General features: G+C 62.5%; 20 protein-coding genes. 14 read left to right on the top strand and 6 right to left on the bottom strand.

Translation table 11 applies throughout. The features are described 5' to 3' along the window. Positions 1 to 184 precede the first annotated feature (184 nt). Positions 185 to 493 carry a formate dehydrogenase subunit delta gene (locus ACP15D_RS11420; protein WP_424957618.1) on the top strand — a complete coding sequence of 103 codons (309 nt, stop codon included), beginning with the start codon at positions 185 to 187 and terminating at the stop codon, positions 491 to 493. Between the two features lie 108 nt (positions 494 to 601). Here ACP15D_RS11420 and ACP15D_RS11415 read toward each other — a convergent pair whose 3' ends face one another. Continuing rightward, positions 602 to 1213: a PadR family transcriptional regulator gene (locus ACP15D_RS11415; RefSeq protein ID WP_424957617.1), complete on the bottom strand. Its 612-nt coding sequence runs from the start codon at positions 1211 to 1213 to the stop codon at positions 602 to 604. Between the two features lie 457 nt (positions 1214 to 1670). Beyond that, entirely contained in the window at positions 1671 to 1943 is a 273-nt protein-coding gene (locus ACP15D_RS11410) for a hypothetical protein (protein WP_424957616.1), read from the bottom strand. Positions 1944 to 2276: 333 nt separating this feature from the next. On the opposite strand from ACP15D_RS11410, the gene ACP15D_RS11405 reads away from it, so the two are divergent. The 7 genes from ACP15D_RS11405 (at position 2277) to ACP15D_RS11375 (ending at position 8094) form a co-directional block, all read left to right on the top strand. Further along, positions 2277 to 2837 (top strand): F0F1 ATP synthase subunit delta, encoded by a 561-nt coding sequence (locus tag ACP15D_RS11405; RefSeq protein ID WP_424957615.1) that lies wholly within the window; start codon positions 2277 to 2279, stop codon positions 2835 to 2837. 101 nt (positions 2838 to 2938) lie between these two features. Continuing rightward, complete coding sequence (gene atpA, locus ACP15D_RS11400; RefSeq protein ID WP_424957614.1) at positions 2939 to 4474, top strand: F0F1 ATP synthase subunit alpha; 1536 nt, start codon at positions 2939 to 2941, stop codon at positions 4472 to 4474. Positions 4475 to 4613: 139 nt separating this feature from the next. Next, positions 4614 to 5495, top strand: coding sequence for a F0F1 ATP synthase subunit gamma (locus ACP15D_RS11395; protein ID WP_424957613.1), 882 nt, complete (start codon positions 4614 to 4616; stop codon positions 5493 to 5495). 14 nt (positions 5496 to 5509) lie between these two features. After that, entirely contained in the window at positions 5510 to 5914 is a 405-nt protein-coding gene (locus tag ACP15D_RS11390) for an organic hydroperoxide resistance protein (RefSeq protein WP_424957612.1), read from the top strand. Between the two features lie 22 nt (positions 5915 to 5936). Next, positions 5937 to 7370, top strand: coding sequence for a F0F1 ATP synthase subunit beta (gene atpD / locus ACP15D_RS11385; RefSeq protein WP_424957611.1), 1434 nt, complete (start codon positions 5937 to 5939; stop codon positions 7368 to 7370). A gap of 48 nt (positions 7371 to 7418) precedes the next feature. Then, positions 7419 to 7682, top strand: coding sequence for a hypothetical protein (locus ACP15D_RS11380; RefSeq protein WP_424957610.1), 264 nt, complete (start codon positions 7419 to 7421; stop codon positions 7680 to 7682). A gap of 16 nt (positions 7683 to 7698) precedes the next feature. Beyond that, entirely contained in the window at positions 7699 to 8094 is a 396-nt protein-coding gene (locus ACP15D_RS11375; RefSeq protein ID WP_424957609.1) for a F0F1 ATP synthase subunit epsilon, read from the top strand. A gap of 246 nt (positions 8095 to 8340) precedes the next feature. Here ACP15D_RS11375 and ACP15D_RS11370 read toward each other — a convergent pair whose 3' ends face one another. The 4 genes from ACP15D_RS11370 to ACP15D_RS11355 form a co-directional block, all read right to left on the bottom strand. Next, the gene (locus ACP15D_RS11370) at positions 8341 to 8892 is read right to left on the bottom strand and encodes an RNA pyrophosphohydrolase (RefSeq protein ID WP_424957608.1); all 552 of its coding nucleotides are present in this window, start codon (positions 8890 to 8892) and stop codon (positions 8341 to 8343) included. Between the two features lie 126 nt (positions 8893 to 9018). Beyond that, a complete protein-coding gene (locus tag ACP15D_RS11365) occupies positions 9019 to 9525 on the bottom strand; it encodes an RNA pyrophosphohydrolase (RefSeq protein WP_424957607.1) in 507 nt (168 codons plus the stop codon). Positions 9526 to 9629: 104 nt separating this feature from the next. Next, entirely contained in the window at positions 9630 to 11018 is a 1389-nt protein-coding gene (locus ACP15D_RS11360; RefSeq protein WP_424957606.1) for a S41 family peptidase, read from the bottom strand. Then, positions 11018 to 12454 (bottom strand): murein hydrolase activator EnvC family protein, encoded by a 1437-nt coding sequence (locus ACP15D_RS11355; protein ID WP_424957605.1) that lies wholly within the window; start codon positions 12452 to 12454, stop codon positions 11018 to 11020. Before ACP15D_RS11355 ends, ACP15D_RS11360 begins: the two co-directional genes overlap by 1 nt. Positions 12455 to 12641: 187 nt before the next feature. Between ACP15D_RS11355 and ACP15D_RS11350 the strand changes: the two genes are divergently transcribed. The 6 genes from ACP15D_RS11350 to ACP15D_RS11325 all read left to right on the top strand — a co-directional run bounded on the left by ACP15D_RS11350 (position 12642) and on the right by ACP15D_RS11325 (position 17110). Then, positions 12642 to 12836 (top strand): twin transmembrane helix small protein, encoded by a 195-nt coding sequence (locus ACP15D_RS11350; protein WP_424957604.1) that lies wholly within the window; start codon positions 12642 to 12644, stop codon positions 12834 to 12836. 64 nt (positions 12837 to 12900) lie between these two features. Next, complete coding sequence (locus tag ACP15D_RS11345) at positions 12901 to 13482, top strand: cob(I)yrinic acid a,c-diamide adenosyltransferase (RefSeq protein WP_424957603.1); 582 nt, start codon at positions 12901 to 12903, stop codon at positions 13480 to 13482. Between the two features lie 27 nt (positions 13483 to 13509). Then, on the top strand, positions 13510 to 14214 hold the full coding sequence (locus ACP15D_RS11340; RefSeq protein WP_424957602.1) for a rhomboid family intramembrane serine protease: 705 nt from the start codon (positions 13510 to 13512) through the stop codon (positions 14212 to 14214). 231 nt (positions 14215 to 14445) lie between these two features. Beyond that, a complete protein-coding gene (locus ACP15D_RS11335) occupies positions 14446 to 15198 on the top strand; it encodes an electron transfer flavoprotein subunit beta/FixA family protein (RefSeq protein WP_424957601.1) in 753 nt (250 codons plus the stop codon). Next, positions 15198 to 16139, top strand: a complete 942-nt coding sequence (locus tag ACP15D_RS11330) for an electron transfer flavoprotein subunit alpha/FixB family protein (RefSeq protein WP_424957600.1) — start codon at positions 15198 to 15200, stop codon at positions 16137 to 16139. The genes ACP15D_RS11335 and ACP15D_RS11330 overlap by 1 nt, the downstream gene beginning before the upstream one ends. Positions 16140 to 16180: 41 nt before the next feature. Beyond that, positions 16181 to 17110, top strand: a complete 930-nt coding sequence (locus ACP15D_RS11325; protein WP_424957599.1) for a 3-hydroxybutyryl-CoA dehydrogenase — start codon at positions 16181 to 16183, stop codon at positions 17108 to 17110. The last annotated feature ends 296 nt before the right edge of the window (positions 17111 to 17406 follow it).

The following is a 17406-nucleotide window of genomic DNA, read 5'->3' as shown; positions in this document are numbered from 1 at the left end:
CACCCGAGAACGAATAAGCGACCAGGTGCAGCCTGCGAGTACTCGGCGATGAGATCGGCGGGCGGCCTCTGCCCGGCCTGAAAAGCCCGATACATGGAACAAAACTGATGACGGGCAGTTGGAAGGGCGTAGACTGATCATTACGGGTCTTGCACCCGTGGCCGGATCGCAAGGGATTCAAACCATGGATACCCGAGACGTTGTCCGTATGGCGAACCAGATCACCGACTTCTTCGCCGTCTACCCGAAAGCAGAGGCGCTCGATGGGATTGCGAAGCACATCCACGCCACGTGGGAGCCGCGCCTGCGCAACACATTGAAGGCGCATATCGACAACGGCGGAGAGGGGCTGAGGCCGCTCTGCATGGAGGCGATGGTCGGGTACTTCAAGGGAGGCAAGAGCCCCAACGCGCGGCGCGTCGACCCCACCCGATCGGATGCGCCGAAGGGTGCTGAGCCTAGTTTCGCGCTTGGGGGCGGCGACGGTGGCTAATGGTGTCGATCGGCCTGCGTCGCAGCCGTGCAGTGGCTTCGAAAGTCAAAGAGCCGGACCTTGAGAGGGTCCGGCGTTTGATGACGGGGAGCCAAGGTGCGTGGCTGATTAGGCGCTGCGGATGTCTTTGGCGGCGCGCATCAGGATTTCGACGATAGTGGTTTCAGCATCGGCGCTCTGCTCGAGCTGCTTGGCAGCGACGTCGCGCAGATTTTCCAGAGCGGCTTCGACGAGTTTGGGCACATCGGCGCCGCGTTCGCTGTCACGCTCGCGGCGCCTGCGGGCGAATTTCTCGCCGATGGCAGCCAGACGCTCGACGATCATGTCGGCGAACTTGCGGTTCTCGGTCAAATACTCGCGGCCGGAGTCCGTGATGGCATAGGTTTTCTTGGCGCCTTCGCTTTCGGCGGTGGCGTAACCGGCTTCCTCCAGGAACGTCAGCGTCGGGTAGACGACGCCGGGGCTCGGGCTGTAGGCGCCGCTGGTCTTCTCCTCGATGAGCTTGATGAGCTCGTAGCCGTGGCGCGGCTGTTCCTCGATCAGAGCGAGGGCCAGCAGCTTCAGGTCGCCATGGGCGAGCATGCGGCCGATGCGGAACCAGTCCCGGTCACCGCGATCATGGCCGTGGCGGCCTCCGGGGCCGTGACCGTGTCCGCGGCCCATGCGGCCGTGGCGGCCTCCGGGTCCGCAGCGGTGGTGGCGCTCCTCGCGCTCCCCCATTCCAAAATCTCTCATTCCGTACATTTTCAGTCCTTTGGCAGTTTCGATATATCTGAAGATAGTCAGATTTGAGTGCTATCGCAAGATATATCTTTTGATGACGCGAGTTGGTATTGTCCGATGCACGTTCTCGCGGATAGGCCGCTCTGAGGATCGGGCGATGGCGCCCTGTCGCCTATGGCGGTCAGGAGGGAGCGGGAAGCCGAAAGCCGGTAGCCGTTGGGCGTTGGAGCGAGCTGCGGGCCGCGCAGGAGCGCAAAATAAAAGGGCCAGACCTGGGGGGAAGGTCTGGCCCGGGGACTGGCGCGAGGGTGGGGCGCTCAGTCATTATCTCTGGGAGTTAAAAAGCGTCGGGTGGTGGCAAATTTCTAGGTTCAGTATTGGGTCGCCGGAGCGGTTCAGTATTGGTCGCCGGAGGCGAGGGAGCCTCCGGCGCGGAAGCCGGAGCCGCTGATGGCTAGCGGCGCGAAGCCTCCGAAGCAATGACGCCGAGCATCAGGGCGGCGGCGCCGATGGCGATGTACTTGCCGGTGTTGTCCTTCTTCCGGTAGTGGCGGGCGTAGTAGCGGTCGCGGCCGTGGCGGCGCGGACCATCGTAATGGCGGCCGTGATGGTCGCCACGGTAGCCGCCCCGATCGTACGCGCTGGCGCTGGTGGCGAAAGTTCCCAGACTGGTTACCGCGATGGCCGCGGCGGTGATGATCGAGGTGAGCTTGCGGGTGGTGGTCATTGTTTTCCCCTGTGATCCGGTCGCCGGCGTCGTCACCGGCTATGAGGGGCATTCAACACTTTTCGGGCTGAACCCGTTCTGAAGGGCACGTGCAGCTTTCGTTCATCTTGAAAATTGCCGGTTGCGCCTCCGCGAATGCGGCATTGCGGCGCCTATCACCCGTTGAAGGGCTGCGCGGTGCATGTTAGAGAGGCCGCGCACTTTTGAAGGGGGTGTTCTGGTCGGGTGCCGGGACGCTCTTTTAGTGCAAGAAGAATTCCTCAAAGCGGGGGAGGGTGTGGGCGAGCCGATACGGCCCGATGCCCCTGCCTTGTCCGCGGGCGCGAGATTGACGTGGCAACGGAAAATCAGATGACGTCAGGGGTTGCTGGGCGCTACGCCGCGGCGCTGTTCGATTTGGCGCGCGATCAGGGCGAGCTCGATAGCGTCGATCAGGATCTCGGCAAGTTTCAGTCGATGCTCGAAGGCAGCGAAGATCTGAAGCGGCTGGTGACCAGCCCTGCTTTCGCTGCTGAGGAGCAAGACCGCGCACTGAAGGCCGTCATGGACTGGGCTTCGGTCGGCGCGACCACCAGCAACTTCCTTCGCGTCGTGGCTCGTAACCGGCGTCTATTCGCCACCGAGGACATGATCAAGAATTTCCGGCAGCAGCTCGCGCAGCATCGCGGCGAGATGGTTGCCGAGGTGCAGTCGGCGCAGCCGCTCAACGACGAGCAGCTGGCGACGCTGAAAGACCAGTTGAAGGCGTCCTTCGGCAAGGACGTGCGGCTCGATGCCAAGGTCGACCCCTCGCTGCTCGGCGGCCTGGTGGTCAAGGTCGGTAGCCGCATGTTCGATTCATCGCTGAAGACGAAGCTCATGAACCTGAAAGTCGTGCTCAAGGGAACCGACTGATCGGCTGGATCGGCTGCAGCTCGTCTGCGGCCGTTTTTGTGATTGGAAGGGCGGGCAAGGGCCCAGCACGAACAAGAAGCGCTGTAAGGGAAGAGGCAAGTATGGACATCCGGGCCGCAGAGATCTCCTCGATCCTCAAGGACCAGATCAAGAATTTCGGCAAGGAAGCCGAGGTCTCAGAAATTGGCCAGGTGCTGTCCGTCGGTGACGGCATCGCCCGCGTCTATGGCCTCGACAACGTTCAGGCCGGCGAGCTGGTGGAGTTCCCGGGCGGCGTGTTCGGCATGGCGCTGAACCTTGAGTCCGATAACGTCGGCGTCGTGCTTTTTGGCGACGACCGCGGCATTAAAGAGGGCGACACCGTCAAGCGTACGGGCGCCATCGTCGAGGTTCCGGTCGGCAAGGGTCTGCTCGGCCGCGTGGTCGACGCGCTCGGCAACCCGATCGACGGCAAGGGCCCGATCCAGTTCACCGAGAAGAAGCGCGTCGACGTGAAGGCGCCCGGCATTCTGCCGCGCAAGTCGGTGCACGAGCCGATGGCTACCGGCCTCAAGGCCGTCGACGCCCTGATCCCAGTTGGCCGCGGCCAGCGCGAGCTGATCATCGGTGACCGTCAGACCGGCAAGACCGCGATCATTCTCGATACGATCCTCAATCAGAAGGCGATCAACGCCGCTGCCAAGAGCGACAAGGACAAGCTGTTCTGCGTCTACGTCGCCGTCGGCCAGAAGCGCTCGACCGTTGCCCAGTTCGTCAAGGTGCTCGAAGAGCACGGCGCTCTGGAGTACTCGATCGTCGTCGCTGCTACGGCTTCGGAGCCGGCCCCGCTGCAGTATCTTGCGCCGTTCACCGGCTGCACGATGGGCGAATTTTTCCGCGACAACGGCATGCATGCCGTGATCGCCTATGACGACCTTTCCAAGCAGGCCGTCGCTTATCGCCAGATGTCGCTGCTGCTTCGTCGCCCGCCGGGCCGCGAAGCCTATCCGGGTGACGTGTTCTATCTCCACTCGCGCCTGCTGGAGCGCGCCGCGAAGCTCAACGAGGACCACGGGGCTGGCTCGCTGACGGCGCTGCCGGTCATCGAGACGCAGGCCAACGACGTGTCGGCCTACATTCCGACGAACGTGATTTCGATCACCGACGGCCAGATCTTCCTCGAGACCGACCTCTTCTATCAGGGCATCCGTCCGGCCGTTAACGTCGGTCTGTCGGTGTCGCGCGTCGGATCGGCCGCGCAGACGAAGGCCATGAAGCAGGTTGCCGGCAAGATCAAAGGCGAGCTCGCTCAGTACCGCGAGATGGCCGCCTTCGCTCAGTTCGGCTCGGACCTCGATGCTGCCACGCAGAAGATGCTTGCGCGCGGCGCCCGTCTCACCGAACTCCTGAAGCAGCCGCAGTTCTCGCCGCTGCAGATGGAAGAGCAGGTGGCCGTGATCTTCGCTGGTACGCGCGGCTATCTCGACGCGATCCCGGTCGGCGCCGTGACCAAGTTCGAGCAAGATCTGCTGCGTCTGCTGCGTACGGACGGCAAGGACATCCTCGAAGACATCCGCGCCAAGAAGGCCCTGTCGGAAGATACGGAGAAGAAGCTCGTCGCCTTCATCGACAAGTTCTCCAAGGGCTTCACTGCCTAAGCGTCTTCTCCCCGCAGGCGGGGAGAAGGTTGAGATGAGGGGCAGAGGCTGGCGCTGCGGTTTGTAGCTGCCCCTCACCCCAGCCCTCTCCCCACGGGTGGGGCGAGGGGAAGTGGTCGGAAAGTAGGACGATGGCCCGATGCCGAGCTTAAAGGACCTAAGAAACCGCATCACTTCGGTGAAGGCGACGCGTAAGATCACCAAGGCGATGCAGATGGTCGCCGCGGCGAAGCTGCGCCGTGCGCAGGAAGTGGCGACTGCGGCGCGTCCCTATGCCGAGCGCATGGATCAGATGATTGCCAATCTTGGTTCGCGCGTCACGGACAAGGGCTCGGCGCCGCTACTGGCGGGGACGGGGCGCGATCAGACGTATCTGATGATCGTGATGACCGGCGAGCGCGGCTTGGCCGGCGGCTTCAACACCAACATCTCCAAGCTGGCCCGTCAGGAAGCACAGCGGCTGCTCGCCCAGGGCAAGACCGTGAAGATGCTGATGGTCGGCCGTAAGGGTGCCGAGGCGCTGAAGCGTGAACTCGGAAATCATTACATCGACCGCATCGACCTTCGCGCCGTGCGCCAAATCGCGTTCGCGAACGCGGACGAGATCGCGCAGAAGGTGCTGAAACTGTTCGAGGCTGGTGAGTTCGACGTCGCGAAGCTCTACTTCGCGGAGTTCAAGTCGGTCATCAAGCAGGATCCGATCGCCCTGCAATTGATCCCGGCCAAAATTCCGCCTGCGAAGGCGCAGGTGACGGGTGCCGCCGAGGCGACCCATCAGTATGAGCCGAGCGAAGAAGAGGTTCTCGGCGACCTTGTCAGGCTCAACATATCGACGCAGATCTTCCGCGGGCTTATCGAGAACGTCGCTTCGTTCTACGGCGCACAGATGAGCGCCATGGACTCGGCTACGCGAAACGCCGGCGAGATGATCAACAAGCTGACGCTGAAGTACAACCGCACGCGCCAGGCGATGATCACCAAGGAGCTCATCGAGATCATCTCGGGCGCCGAGGCACTTTAGGATCGCAAGCAGCTATGGCCTATACGACCACAGCGACGACGAAAGGCGGCCGGGACGGGCGCGCAGTCCTCGAGGACGCGAAGCTCGCACTGGCTATGGCGCTGCCAAAAGAGCTCGGGGGCTCTGGCGAGGGGCACAACCCCGAGCAGCTGTTCGCCCTCGGATGGTCGTCGTGCTTTGGTCAGGCAGTGCTGCTGCTGGCGAAGAAGCATGGTCTCGACGGACAGGCAGCCAAGGTCACGGTGGCCGTCACGCTCGACAAGGACGCAACGAGTTTCGCGCTGAAGGCCGACATCAAACTGTCGGTCCCCGGCGGTGAAAAAGAAAAGGTCGAGGCGCTTCTGAACGAGGCGCACGAGATCTGCCCGTATTCGAAGGCGACGCGCGGAAACATTCCCGTGACGCTGTCGGTCGCCTGAACACTTTCTGTTGGAGACGCACATGGCAAACAAAGTTGGTCGCATCCGCCAGGTCACGGGCGCAGTCGTCGACGTGCAGTTCGATGATCACCTGCCGGCCATTCTCAACGCTGTCGAGACCACCAACCAGGGCTCGCGCCTGGTGCTCGAAGTGGCGCAGCATCTCGGCGAGAACACCGTGCGCACGATCGCCATGGACTCCACCGAGGGTCTGGTGCGCGGTCAGGAAGTTCGCGATACGGGCTCTCCGATCATGGTTCCGGTGGGCGAGGCCACGCTGGGCCGCATCATGAACGTCATCGGCGAGCCGGTGGACGAAGCCGGCCCGATCAAGGGTGCCGCTGAATATCCGATCCACGCCCAGGCGCCGGCCTTCCAGGATCAGGCAACGGAAGCTGAAATTCTCGTCACGGGCATCAAGGTCGTCGACCTGCTGGCTCCGTACGCCAAGGGCGGCAAGATCGGCCTGTTCGGTGGTGCCGGCGTCGGCAAGACCGTGCTCATCATGGAGCTGATCAACAACGTCGCCAAGGCGCACGGCGGTTACTCGGTGTTCGCCGGCGTCGGCGAGCGCACGCGTGAGGGTAACGACCTCTATCACGAGATGATCGAGTCGAAGGTGAACCTCGACCCGAAGGAAAACAACGGCTCGACCGCTGGCTCCAAGTGCGCACTCGTGTACGGCCAGATGAACGAACCCCCGGGCGCACGTGCCCGCGTTGCTCTGTCGGGTCTGACGGTCGCCGAGTACTTCCGCGACCAGGGCCAGGACGTGCTGTTCTTCGTCGACAACATCTTCCGCTTCACGCAGGCAGGTTCGGAAGTGTCGGCTCTGCTCGGCCGTATTCCTTCGGCGGTCGGTTATCAGCCGACGCTCGCCACGGACATGGGCGCCCTGCAGGAGCGCATCACCACGACGAACAAGGGTTCGATCACTTCGGTGCAGGCCATTTACGTGCCCGCCGACGACTTGACCGACCCGGCGCCGGCAACCTCGTTCGCGCATCTCGACGCGACGACCGTGCTTTCGCGCTCGATCGCTGAAAAGGGCATCTATCCGGCCGTGGACCCGCTCGATTCCACCTCGCGCATGCTGTCGCCGATGATCGTCGGCGAGGAGCACTACGAGGTTGCTCGTAAGGTTCAGTCGATCCTGCAGCGCTACAAGGCTCTCCAGGACATCATCGCCATTCTCGGCATGGACGAGCTTTCCGAAGACGACAAGCTGATCGTGGCACGCGCCCGCAAGATCGAACGCTTCCTGTCGCAGCCGTTCCACGTGGCCGAGGTGTTCACCGGATCGCCGGGCAAGCTCGTGTCGCTGGCCGACACCATCAAGGGCTTCAAGGGCCTTTGCGAGGGCGAGTACGATCACCTGCCCGAGCAGGCGTTCTACATGGTTGGCAACATCGAAGAAGCCAAGGCGAAGGCTGAGAAGCTCGCGGAAGCGGCCTGATCTTAACAACGAACGGCTCTTTATGAGCCAACAAGAGGGACAAAGATCATGGCAGTGGACGCACCGGCGGGTGGTGAGTTCGGCTCCTGCTGCGAGGAGTTGAAGGATGCGATGAGCGGCGAGGAGTTCGAGCCGCTGATCACCGTCGGCGACGACGGCGTGCTTTACATGTCGGTGGGTCTCATCGATCTCGAGGACGAGGAGCCGGGCATGGTGGACCACCCGCTGTTCTTCTGCCCGTTCTGCGGGACGAAGCTGCAGGACGTGGAAGACGTCCGCAGCAAGACCGGCGACAACGGCCTCGACGACTGACAGGATAGACTAAGTCATGGCAGCGACATTCAATTTCGAGCTGGTGACGCCTGAGCGTCTCGTGTTCTCAGGTGAGGCCAACCAGGTCGTAGTGCCGGGAGCGGAAGGCGACTTCGCGGTTCTCGCGGGGCACTCGCCTTTCATTTCGACGCTGCGCCCCGGCGTGCTCGAAGTGACGCTGCCGCACGGGAGCCAGCGCCTACTGGTGAAGAAGGGCGTCGCCGAGGCGGATCCTGACCGCCTCACGATCCTCACCCAGACGGCGGTGCCGCTGGAAGAGCTGACAGGCGAGCGGCTCGCCAGCGAGCTGAAGGCGGCAGAAGCGCAGCTTGCCGAGGCCAAGGACGACCATGCGCGCATGGTTGCCGAGGGGCTACTCGACGTGCTCAAGCGTGTGCAGCTGAAGAGCTAGCTGGTTTTTCAATTCTTTTGGCTGACACGGGCGGATGTCGGCTTGCTTGCGGTAGATCGCGAGCAGGCTGATGTCCGGCGCTCGCGCCGGCGCCCTTGACGCCTGAGCATGGCAAGCACGCTTGCCGTGCTGAAGAAGTGAGGCGGTGCTCAGCGGCTTCGTAGCGCGCTGGTTTTTCATACAAGTTGGTGCCGCGCTGATGTGCGACCTCGTCGATTGCGTGGCGCGACGGGAGCGCGGGCCGCGCTATTCGGCGGCGATGCGGGTGGGAGAGCAGCGCGCGAAGCGAGCGAATTCCTGCGCCACTTCCTCGTAGACGGGGCGGCGGAAGTCCATCGCGAGGGGCGCGACCTCGGGCAGCGGTACCCATTGCCAAGCTTCGAACTCGCGCTTCATTGATGAAGACTTCGGCGCGATGTCGATTTCGCTGTCGGTGCCTTCGAAGCGCATGGCGTACCAGCGCAGACGATGTCCGGCGTACTTGCCTTGGAGTGCGACGCCCAGAAGCTCGGAGGGGAGTTCGTAGGTCAGCCAGCCGGGGATCTCGCCGATCAGCGAGGCGTTGCGCACGCCGGTCTCTTCCCACAGCTCGCGGAATGCAGCTTCGCGTGAAGGTTCACGCGGCTCGATGCCGCCCTGCGGCAGCTGCCAGAAGCTTGCAGGCGTGTCTTGCCGTTGGCGCGCCCACCGCGGCGTATGCTGGCCGACCCAAACGAGTCCTTCGGCGTTGAACAGCACGACGCCAACGCACGGACGTAGCGGTAGACCGAGGTTTTCCGATTGAGCGAGTGCGGACATGGGCAGTGGTACCGTCTCCCCTGTCAAGGGCGTTGATCAACGAATCATGCGACAGTTTAGGACGGAAAATCCAGCCATTCTATGGCGTTATTGGCCCAAATTTGCGCCTGTGTGGCGCCCAAGCCGTCAATTCCCATCCACCGCAAGGGCTTTAAACGCTTCGACCACGTGGACGTAGACGTCGCGCTTGAACGGAACGATGAGGCTCGTCACCTCTGAAAGCGGGGCCCACTTCCACTCGCTGAACTCGGGCTTGTGACCGGCGGGGGGAGCGATGTCGATCTCGCTGTCGTCACCGAGGAAGCGGACGGCGAACCATTTCTGCTCCTGCCCGCGATAGCGGCCGCCCCAAGCCTTGCCGATCAGATGCTCTGGAAGGTCGTAGCGAAGCCAGCCGTCGGTCTCGCCGAGAATGCGAACGGTGTGCATTCCGGTTTCCTCGTAGAGTTCGCGCAGGGCGGCGCCGGCAGGATCCTCACCCGGATCGATTCCACCTTGCGGCATCTGCCACCATTCCCCGCGGCCTTCCTCCTCGCCGGGCGCGTCGGCGCGCCGGCCGATCCAGACGAGACCTTCAGGGTTGATCACAGTGATGCCGACGCAAGGGCGGTAGCCGGGCGTGGGTTTCGTCATGGCAGGGCATCCATGTGCAAGAGCGGCGGCGTAAAAGAAGATGGGCGCCGGTGGCGCCCATCTAAAGCTTCATCATGACGATCGAGTGTTAGGCGCGGTGACCGTCAGTTCTTCGCCTTGTCCTTGGCATCGTCCGTTGCCGGAGCCGGCGTCGCCTTGGCCGTAATGGCGTCGGTGGCCGTGCCGCGCAGGAACGAGAGCGCGTACTGAAGCTGGGTGTCCTTCTCGGGCTCCTTGGGAACGTAAGCGGACGAGCCAGAGACCTCCTTCACTTCCTTGCCGTCCTCGTTGGCTCCGTTCTCCGGGTTGCGGAGATGGCCGCGCAGGCTCGCCTCGCCACGGGAATTGTCGGCGGCGGAGGTCTGCTTCTTCTTCAGCTCGTCGGGCAGCTCCTGCTCGATGACGATGTCAGGATCGATGCCTTTGGCCTGGATCGAGCGGTTGGACGGTGTGTAGTAGCGTGCCGTGGTCAGACGGATGGCGCCGTTGGCACCGAGCGGGATGATCGTCTGCACCGAGCCTTTGCCGAATGAGCGCGTGCCGACGATGGTCGCGCGCTTGTGGTCCTGCAGGGCGCCGGCGACGATCTCGGAAGCCGAGGCGGAGCCGCCGTTGATCAGCACGACGATCTTCTTGCCGTCGGTCAGATCGCCAGGGTGAGCCTGAGCGCGCTGCGTCTCCTCGTTGTTGCGGCCCTTGGTGAGCACCACGGCGCCACGCTCGAGGAAGTCGTCAGAGACGGCGATGGCCTGGTCGAGGAGACCGCCCGGGTTGTTACGCAGGTCGATGACGTAACCCTTGAGGTCCTTGCCGATCGTCTTCTTGGCGTTCTCGATGGCCTTCACAAGGTTGGCGTGTGTCTGCTCGTTGAAGGTGGTGATCTTGATATAGGCGATGTCTTTGTCGTTGTTCGCCTTCACCGCGTTGATGCGGATGATGTCGCGCGTGACCTTCACGTCGAAGGGGTCATCGGTGCCCTTGCGCACGATGGTGAGCGTGATGGGCGTGTTGACGGGGCCGCGCATCTTCTCGACCGCCTGTTCGAGCGTCAGGCCGACGATCTGCTCGCCATCGAGGTGGGTGATGAGGTCATTGGCCTGGAGGCCTGCCTTGGAAGCGGGCGTGTCGTCGATGGGCGAAACGACTTTGACGATGCCGTTCTCCATCGTCACCTCAATGCCGAGGCCACCGAACTCACCGCGCGTCTGCACCTGCATGTCGCGGTAGTTCTTGGGGCTGAGGTAGGATGAGTGCGGATCGAGCGCCGAGAGCATGCCGTTGATCGCGGATTCGATCAGCATGGTGTCATCGGGCTTCTCGACGTAGTCGGAACGTACGCGCTCAAGCACATCGCCGAACAGGTCGAGCTGCCGATAGAGCTCGGAGTTCTCGGTGGTCGCTGAATACGTGCGCGTGACGTTCAAAAGCGTCGTGGCGCCGGCAAGGCCGGTCATCAGCAGGAACGTCCAGAATGCAAATTCCGTCTTGCGCATTATCCTTGCACCTTTCGATGACCTGCCACCCACCATGGGTCTGGGTCTACGGGCTTTCCGTCCTTGCGAAACTCAACGTAGAGAACGGGGGCGTTGCTTGTCGTGGGCTGAGACTGTTGGGGCCAACCAGTCATCGTTCCTACCGGCTCGGCGGCGAGAACAAATTGGCCTGGTTGGACATCGATCTGCGATAGTCCCGCGAGCAGGACATGATAGCCACCGCCCGCGTTGATGATCAAGAGTTGGCCATAGCTACGAAACTCGCCAGCGTAAACGATCCAACCATCGCATGGTGACGTGACTTGGGCACCCTGGCGCGTTTCCAGCACTATACCTTTCGACTGGCCGCCGAACTGAGTTTTCTCACCATAGCCTAAAACCTGGCGTCCTTGAGCGGGTAGCGGGAGGCGGCCAGTGGCCTGAGAAAATGCGATTTCCGGCTTGATTCGGCCCGGATTGCCAAGTGTCGCACCTGGGCTCAACACGACGACATCGACGCCCTTAGATGCGCCGCTGGCGGCGTCGGAGGGTGGCGATTTTTGAACGGGTGGGACAGCTGCCGGTGCGGCGGGAGCGACCTGCGGTGGGGCAGATGAATTTTGCGTAATGTTCGCTGCGGCGACTTCTTTCTGTCGCGCATCGTAGGCTCCGAGGCCGGTGTTGTCCTTCACGGCCTGGTCGAGCTTGGTGATCAGCTCGTTCAGGTCTTTCACGCCGCGGGAGATGTCGGCGGCCGCCGAGCGCATGCGCGCCAGCTCGGATTGCCGCTGGTCGAGCGTGACCTTCTTTTCTTCCATCAGTCCGGCGAGACGCGTGCGCGCATCGCCCAGGCGGGTCATCTCGGTTTTCAGCTCATCACGCTGTGAGCGGATTTCTCCCATTACGCGCGCGAGTTCGGTCAGGCGTGTCATCAGAACCTTCGCCTGCTGGCCGAGCTCAGGGAACGCGGCGGAGAGGAGCATGGCGCTGCGGACCATCTCGAGCGCATCCTCGCGCTGCGTGAAAAGGACGGGCGGCGGGTTGCGTCCCATGCGCTGCAAGGCAGCGAGAAGCTTGGCGATTTGGCTGTTGCGCTGGTTGAGCGAGCCTTTGAGAATGCGCTCCTGCTCCTGCAACTCACCCAAGCGCGTCTCGATCGTGGTGAGCTGTGCTTCGCTCTTCTGGATGAGGTCGGCGGTTTCGAGCAGGCGCGAGTTGATGCGCAGGCGCTCGGCGGCCAATTCGTCGACGTCCGTTTCGAGCGACTTGGTCCGCTTCTGTACGTCTTCCAGCTCGCTGCGCTTGGTCTCCAAGCGCCGCTTGGCGTTCTCGGCCTCGTTTGGAGCCTGAGCAAAGGCGGGCGCGGACGGCAGGAGGGCAACGGTCGCTATGCCAACGGGAATGCCGGCGGCGAGGCAGTAAAGGCCGGCAATAGAAATCGATCGAGCCAAGTGCAACGGCCGCTACCTCCCCCCTCTAGGTTCTGGCGAAGAATCACCAGAAGCCTCAATTACGGCAATTATGGCGCGCGTGAGCTTGCCAATGGCTTGCGCCGCAGGGTCAACGATTCGCTGAATATTCGATACGGTTTGCCGACGGGGGTGCGAGGGCGTAAGGATTGGCTAGAACGGAGCCTGAACGCCTATGGAAGCTGCCTTATATCACCTGACGACCCTGACCGTGGCGGCCGTCGTCGTGGTGCTCATGCTGGGACTTTGGAACCTGTCGCGGGGCTCGAACCCCAACCGCAGTCAGAAGTTGATGCGCTGGCGCGTCGGCTTGCAGGCGGTTGCGATCACCGTCATCGTGCTGTTCGCCATAGTTCACAACTATCATTAAGCATTGCCTTAGCGCTCCCTCCCGGGGCGCCATGCGGTGTTGAGGCCAACTGGGGTTGCAGGGAATGGTCGTACTCAGCAAGATCTACACGCGCACGGGCGACAAGGGGACTACAGCGCTCGGCAGTGGAGAGCGTGTGCCAAAGCACGCGTTGCGGATTTCGGCTTACGGAACGGTCGATGAGACCAATTCGAGTGTCGGCATGGCGCGTGTGCACCTGGGGGCCGGGCATCCAGGCCTCGATGCCAAGCTGCTGCGCGTACAAAATGATCTATTCGATCTCGGCGCTGATCTCTGCGTGCCGGACCGGGGTGAAAAGCTCGAATACGAGCCCTTGCGCATGAGCGACGCTCAGGTGCAGCGGCTCGAGGCCGAGATCGACGAGATGAATACCGAGCTGAAGCCGCTGCGTTCGTTCGTGCTGCCCGGCGGGTCGCCGGCGGCGGCGGCGCTGCATGTCGCGCGGACCGTGTCGCGGCGGGCCGAGCGGCTCATGGTGGAGCTCTCAGAAGATCCCAGCGAGCCAGTCAGTGCCGAAGCTCTGAAATATATCAATCGCTTGTCGGATTTCCTTTTTGTTGCCAGCCGCTACGTGAATGATCGCGGCCGAAGTGACGTGCTTTGGGTCCCGGGGCAGAACCGGTGACCGGTTTTCAAGCCTGGCAGGCCTCCATTGTTCATTCCGCTGCGCGATGACAACTCGCTGAAATCCATCCCCTTTCAATACGTCACCGTTTCGCTGATCGCGGTGAACGTGCTCGTCTTCCTGCTGGAGGTGAGCGGCATGAGCGAAGCTGCGGTGGCAAGCTTCGGCGTGACGCCTCGGGATCTGTTCGGCACGGTGGCGGTGCTGGCGCCGCCCTCGTTCAGTGACGGGGGATACGGGATCAGTACGGAGACAACGCTTCTCACGTACATGTTCTTCCACGCCGACCTGTTTCACCTCGTCGGAAACATGCTGTTTCTTTGGGTGTTCGGCGACAACGTCGAAGATGCGATGGGGCATCTTCGCTTCCTGATCTTCTATCTGGCGTGCGGTGTGTTTGCGGCGCTGTTCCACTCGTGGATGGTGCCGGACAGCGACCTGCCGCTCATCGGCGCCAGCGGCGCGGTTGCGGGGGTGATCGCCGCCTACCTGATGCTGCACCCGCGCGTGAACGTGTGGGTGCTGGCCTTCAAGGTGATCCCGTTGCGCATTACGGCGGGGTTGGTGCTCGGCGTCTGGATCCTGGTGCAAGTCGTCATGGTTTCGATGCCGGACGTGGGGCCGGTTGCGTGGTGGGCGCACATTGGCGGCCTGATTGCCGGTGCGGTGCTGATCCTATTCATGCGTCGACCGGGTGTTCGGCTGTTCGACCGGAGCCCTCAGTCTGCCTGAAGTTCCCGCCCTTGGTGTCCGCGCGAGCATAATTGGCCGCGGCATGGGCAAAGGGCGCCCAATTGACTTGCATTCGGCGCCCTCGTAGGTTCTCTTTTCGCAGTTGCGAATAGAGCAAACACAAGGCCTGCGACTAGGGAATTCGCGTGACCGGGCGCTTCGGCGTCGCGCTGCACAACCGAAATCCTCGACGTCAGCAGACCACCACAGAACGCTTGGAGAGCCGACGGCATGAAGATCCTGGTGCCGGTCAAAAGGGTCGTTGATTACAACGTTAAAATTCGTGTTAAGCCGGATGGCTCGGGTATCGATCTCGCTAATGTGAAGATGTCGATGAACCCCTTCGACGAGATCGCAGTCGAAGAAGCTGTACGCCTCAAAGAAAAGGGCGTGGCAACCGAGATCGTCATCGTTTCGATTGGTCCGGCGAAGGCGCAGGAGACGATCCGCACTGCGCTCGCTATCGGTGCCGATCGCGGCATTCTCGTTGAGACGCCGGACGCGCCAGTCGAGCCGCTGGCGGTCGCGAAGATTCTCAAGGGCGTCGTCGAGGCGGAACAGCCGGGCATCGTTATTCTCGGCAAGCAGGCGATCGACGACGACTGCAACCAGACCGGCCAGATGCTCTCGGCGTTGCTCGGATGGGCCCAGGGCACGTTCGCTTCCAAGCTCGAGATCGCTGACGGCGCTGCCGTCGTCACGCGCGAGGTCGACGGTGGCCTCGAAACTGTGCGCCTGAAGCTGCCCGCCGTGGTGAGCACGGACCTGCGCCTCAACGAACCGCGCTATCCTTCGCTGCCCAACATCATGAAGGCGAAGAAGAAGCCGCTCGACACGAAAAAGCCGGACGACTTCGGCGTCGACATCAGCCCGCGCCTCAAGGTTCTGAAGATCTCCGAGCCCGCGACGCGCAAAGCGGGCGTGAAGGTCGGCAGCGTTGCTGAGCTGGTGCAGAAACTCAAAGCCGAAGCCGGGGTGCTCTGATGGCAATTCTTCTTTTGGCCGAGCACACGAACGGCGAACTTCAGTCGGCGACCGGCAAGGCCGTCGCTGCGGCAAAGCAGATCGGCGGCGACATTCACGTGCTCGTTGCCGGGCACAATGCAAAGCCGGCAGCCGAAGCGGCAGCGAAGATCGCAGGCGTCTCCAAGGTGCTGCTGGCGGATGCGCCGCAGCTCGAGCACGGTCTCGCTGAAGAGACGGCGGCGCTCGTTGGGTCGCTGATGGGCAACTACGACGTGCTGGTGGCGCCGGCGACGACGTCGGGCAAGAACGTTACGCCGCGCGTTGCGGCCGTGCTCGACGTGATGCAGATCTCCGACATCACCAAGGTCATCTCGCCCGATACGTTCGAGCGGCCGATCTATGCCGGCAACGCCATCCAGACGGTGCAGGCGCCGGAAGGAAAGAAAGTCATCACGGTGCGCATCTCGGCCTTCCCCGATGCGGGCGAGGGCGGATCGGCACCTATCGAAGACGTGGCGCCGCCGGCTGCTGTCGGCTTGTCGAGCTTCGAGAAGGCCGAGCTGACGAAGTCCGACCGGCCGGAGCTGACCTCGGCGCGCATCATCGTTTCGGGTGGTCGCGGCGTTGCCTCGGGCGAGAACTTCAAGAAGTACATCGAGCCGGTGGCGGACGCGATCGGTGCGGCCGTCGGTGCTTCGCGCGCGGCCGTCGACGCCGGTTTCGTGCCGAACGACATGCAGGTCGGCCAGACCGGCAAGGTCGTAGCGCCGGACCTCTACATGGCGGTTGGCATTTCGGGTGCGATCCAGCATCTCGCCGGCATGAAGGACTCCAAGATCATCGTTGCGATCAACAAGGACGGCGAGGCGCCCATCTTCCAGGTGGCCGACTACGGTCTCGTTGCCGACCTGTTTCAAGCTTTGCCGGAGCTTGAAGCTGAGCTGAAGAAGGCCGGCTAGTAGCGGACAAATCGGGCTTCGGATCAGAAGGACTTGCGGAAATGAACGTGGCGGTCAAATCGGCGGACAAGCCGAAGGGCGAACACAAGACTCCTCAGGTCATCAAGAAGGTCGGCATAATCGGCGCAGGGCAGATGGGCACCGGCATTGCCCACGTCATCGCGCTGTCCGGCTATTCGGTGGCGCTCAATGATCTGAAGAAGGAGCGGGTCGATGAGTCGGTCCGCACCATCGAAAAGTTCATGAACCGCCTGGCGGAGAAGGGGCTGATCGAGTCGGAAGACGTGGCCCCCGCGCTGAAGCGCATCGATTTTGCTCCAAGCTTTGACTCCTTCGGCGATTGCGATCTCGTCATCGAGGCGGCCACCGAGGAAGAGGGGCTGAAGCGCAAGATCTTCACCGATGTCTGCTCCTACCTGAAGCCCGGCACGCTGCTGGCGACGAATACGTCGTCGATCTCGATCACGCGTCTTGCCTCGACGACGGACCGGCCCGAGCATTTCATCGGCATGCACTTCATGAATCCGGTGCCGCTGATGGAGCTTGTGGAGCTCATTCGCGGTATCGCTACCGATGACGAAACATTCACGATTACGAAGTCGTTTGTCGAAAGCCTGCACAAGACGGTGGCGGTGAGCGAGGATTTCCCCGCCTTCATCGTCAATCGCATCCTGCTGCCGATGATCAACGAAGCCGTCTATACGCTCTATGAGGGCGTCGGCACGGTCGAGATGATCGACAAGGCGATGAAGCTGGGCGCGCATCATCCAATGGGGCCGCTGGAGCTTGCCGATTTCATCGGTCTCGATACGTGCTTGTCGGTGATGCAGGTTCTTTACGAGGGCTTGTCGGATTCGAAGTATCGCCCTTGTCCGCTGCTCGTGAAGTACGTCGAGGCCGGCTGGCTCGGCCGCAAGACGAAGCGCGGCTTTTATGATTACCGCGGCGAGACGCCGATTCCGACGAGATAGTTTTTTTCTGACACGAGTTCGAGAGACTTGTCGTGCGTCTAACGTCGCGCGAACTGATAGCCGGCGCTCGCGCCGGGGCGCCTTGCGCCCTTGCCGCCTGACGGCGGCGTTTTTCTCAAGCTGACACGAGTGGGTAGAGGCTTTGTGTGCGGCGCGCGTCGCACCAATGGATAGCCGCGCCTAAGGCGCGGGCGCCCTTGGCACCTTGCCGCTGCTCGGCGCTTTCTTTAGCTGGCACGAGTATCGACAGGCTTTGTCTGTGGCAGTTCGTGCGCGCTGATGGCTGGTGCTCGCGC

Source organism: Hyphomicrobium sp. 1Nfss2.1, assembly GCF_965243865.1.
Lineage (GTDB): Bacteria > Pseudomonadota > Alphaproteobacteria > Rhizobiales > Hyphomicrobiaceae > Hyphomicrobium_A.
This window is presented reverse-complemented; position numbering and strand designations above follow the sequence as displayed.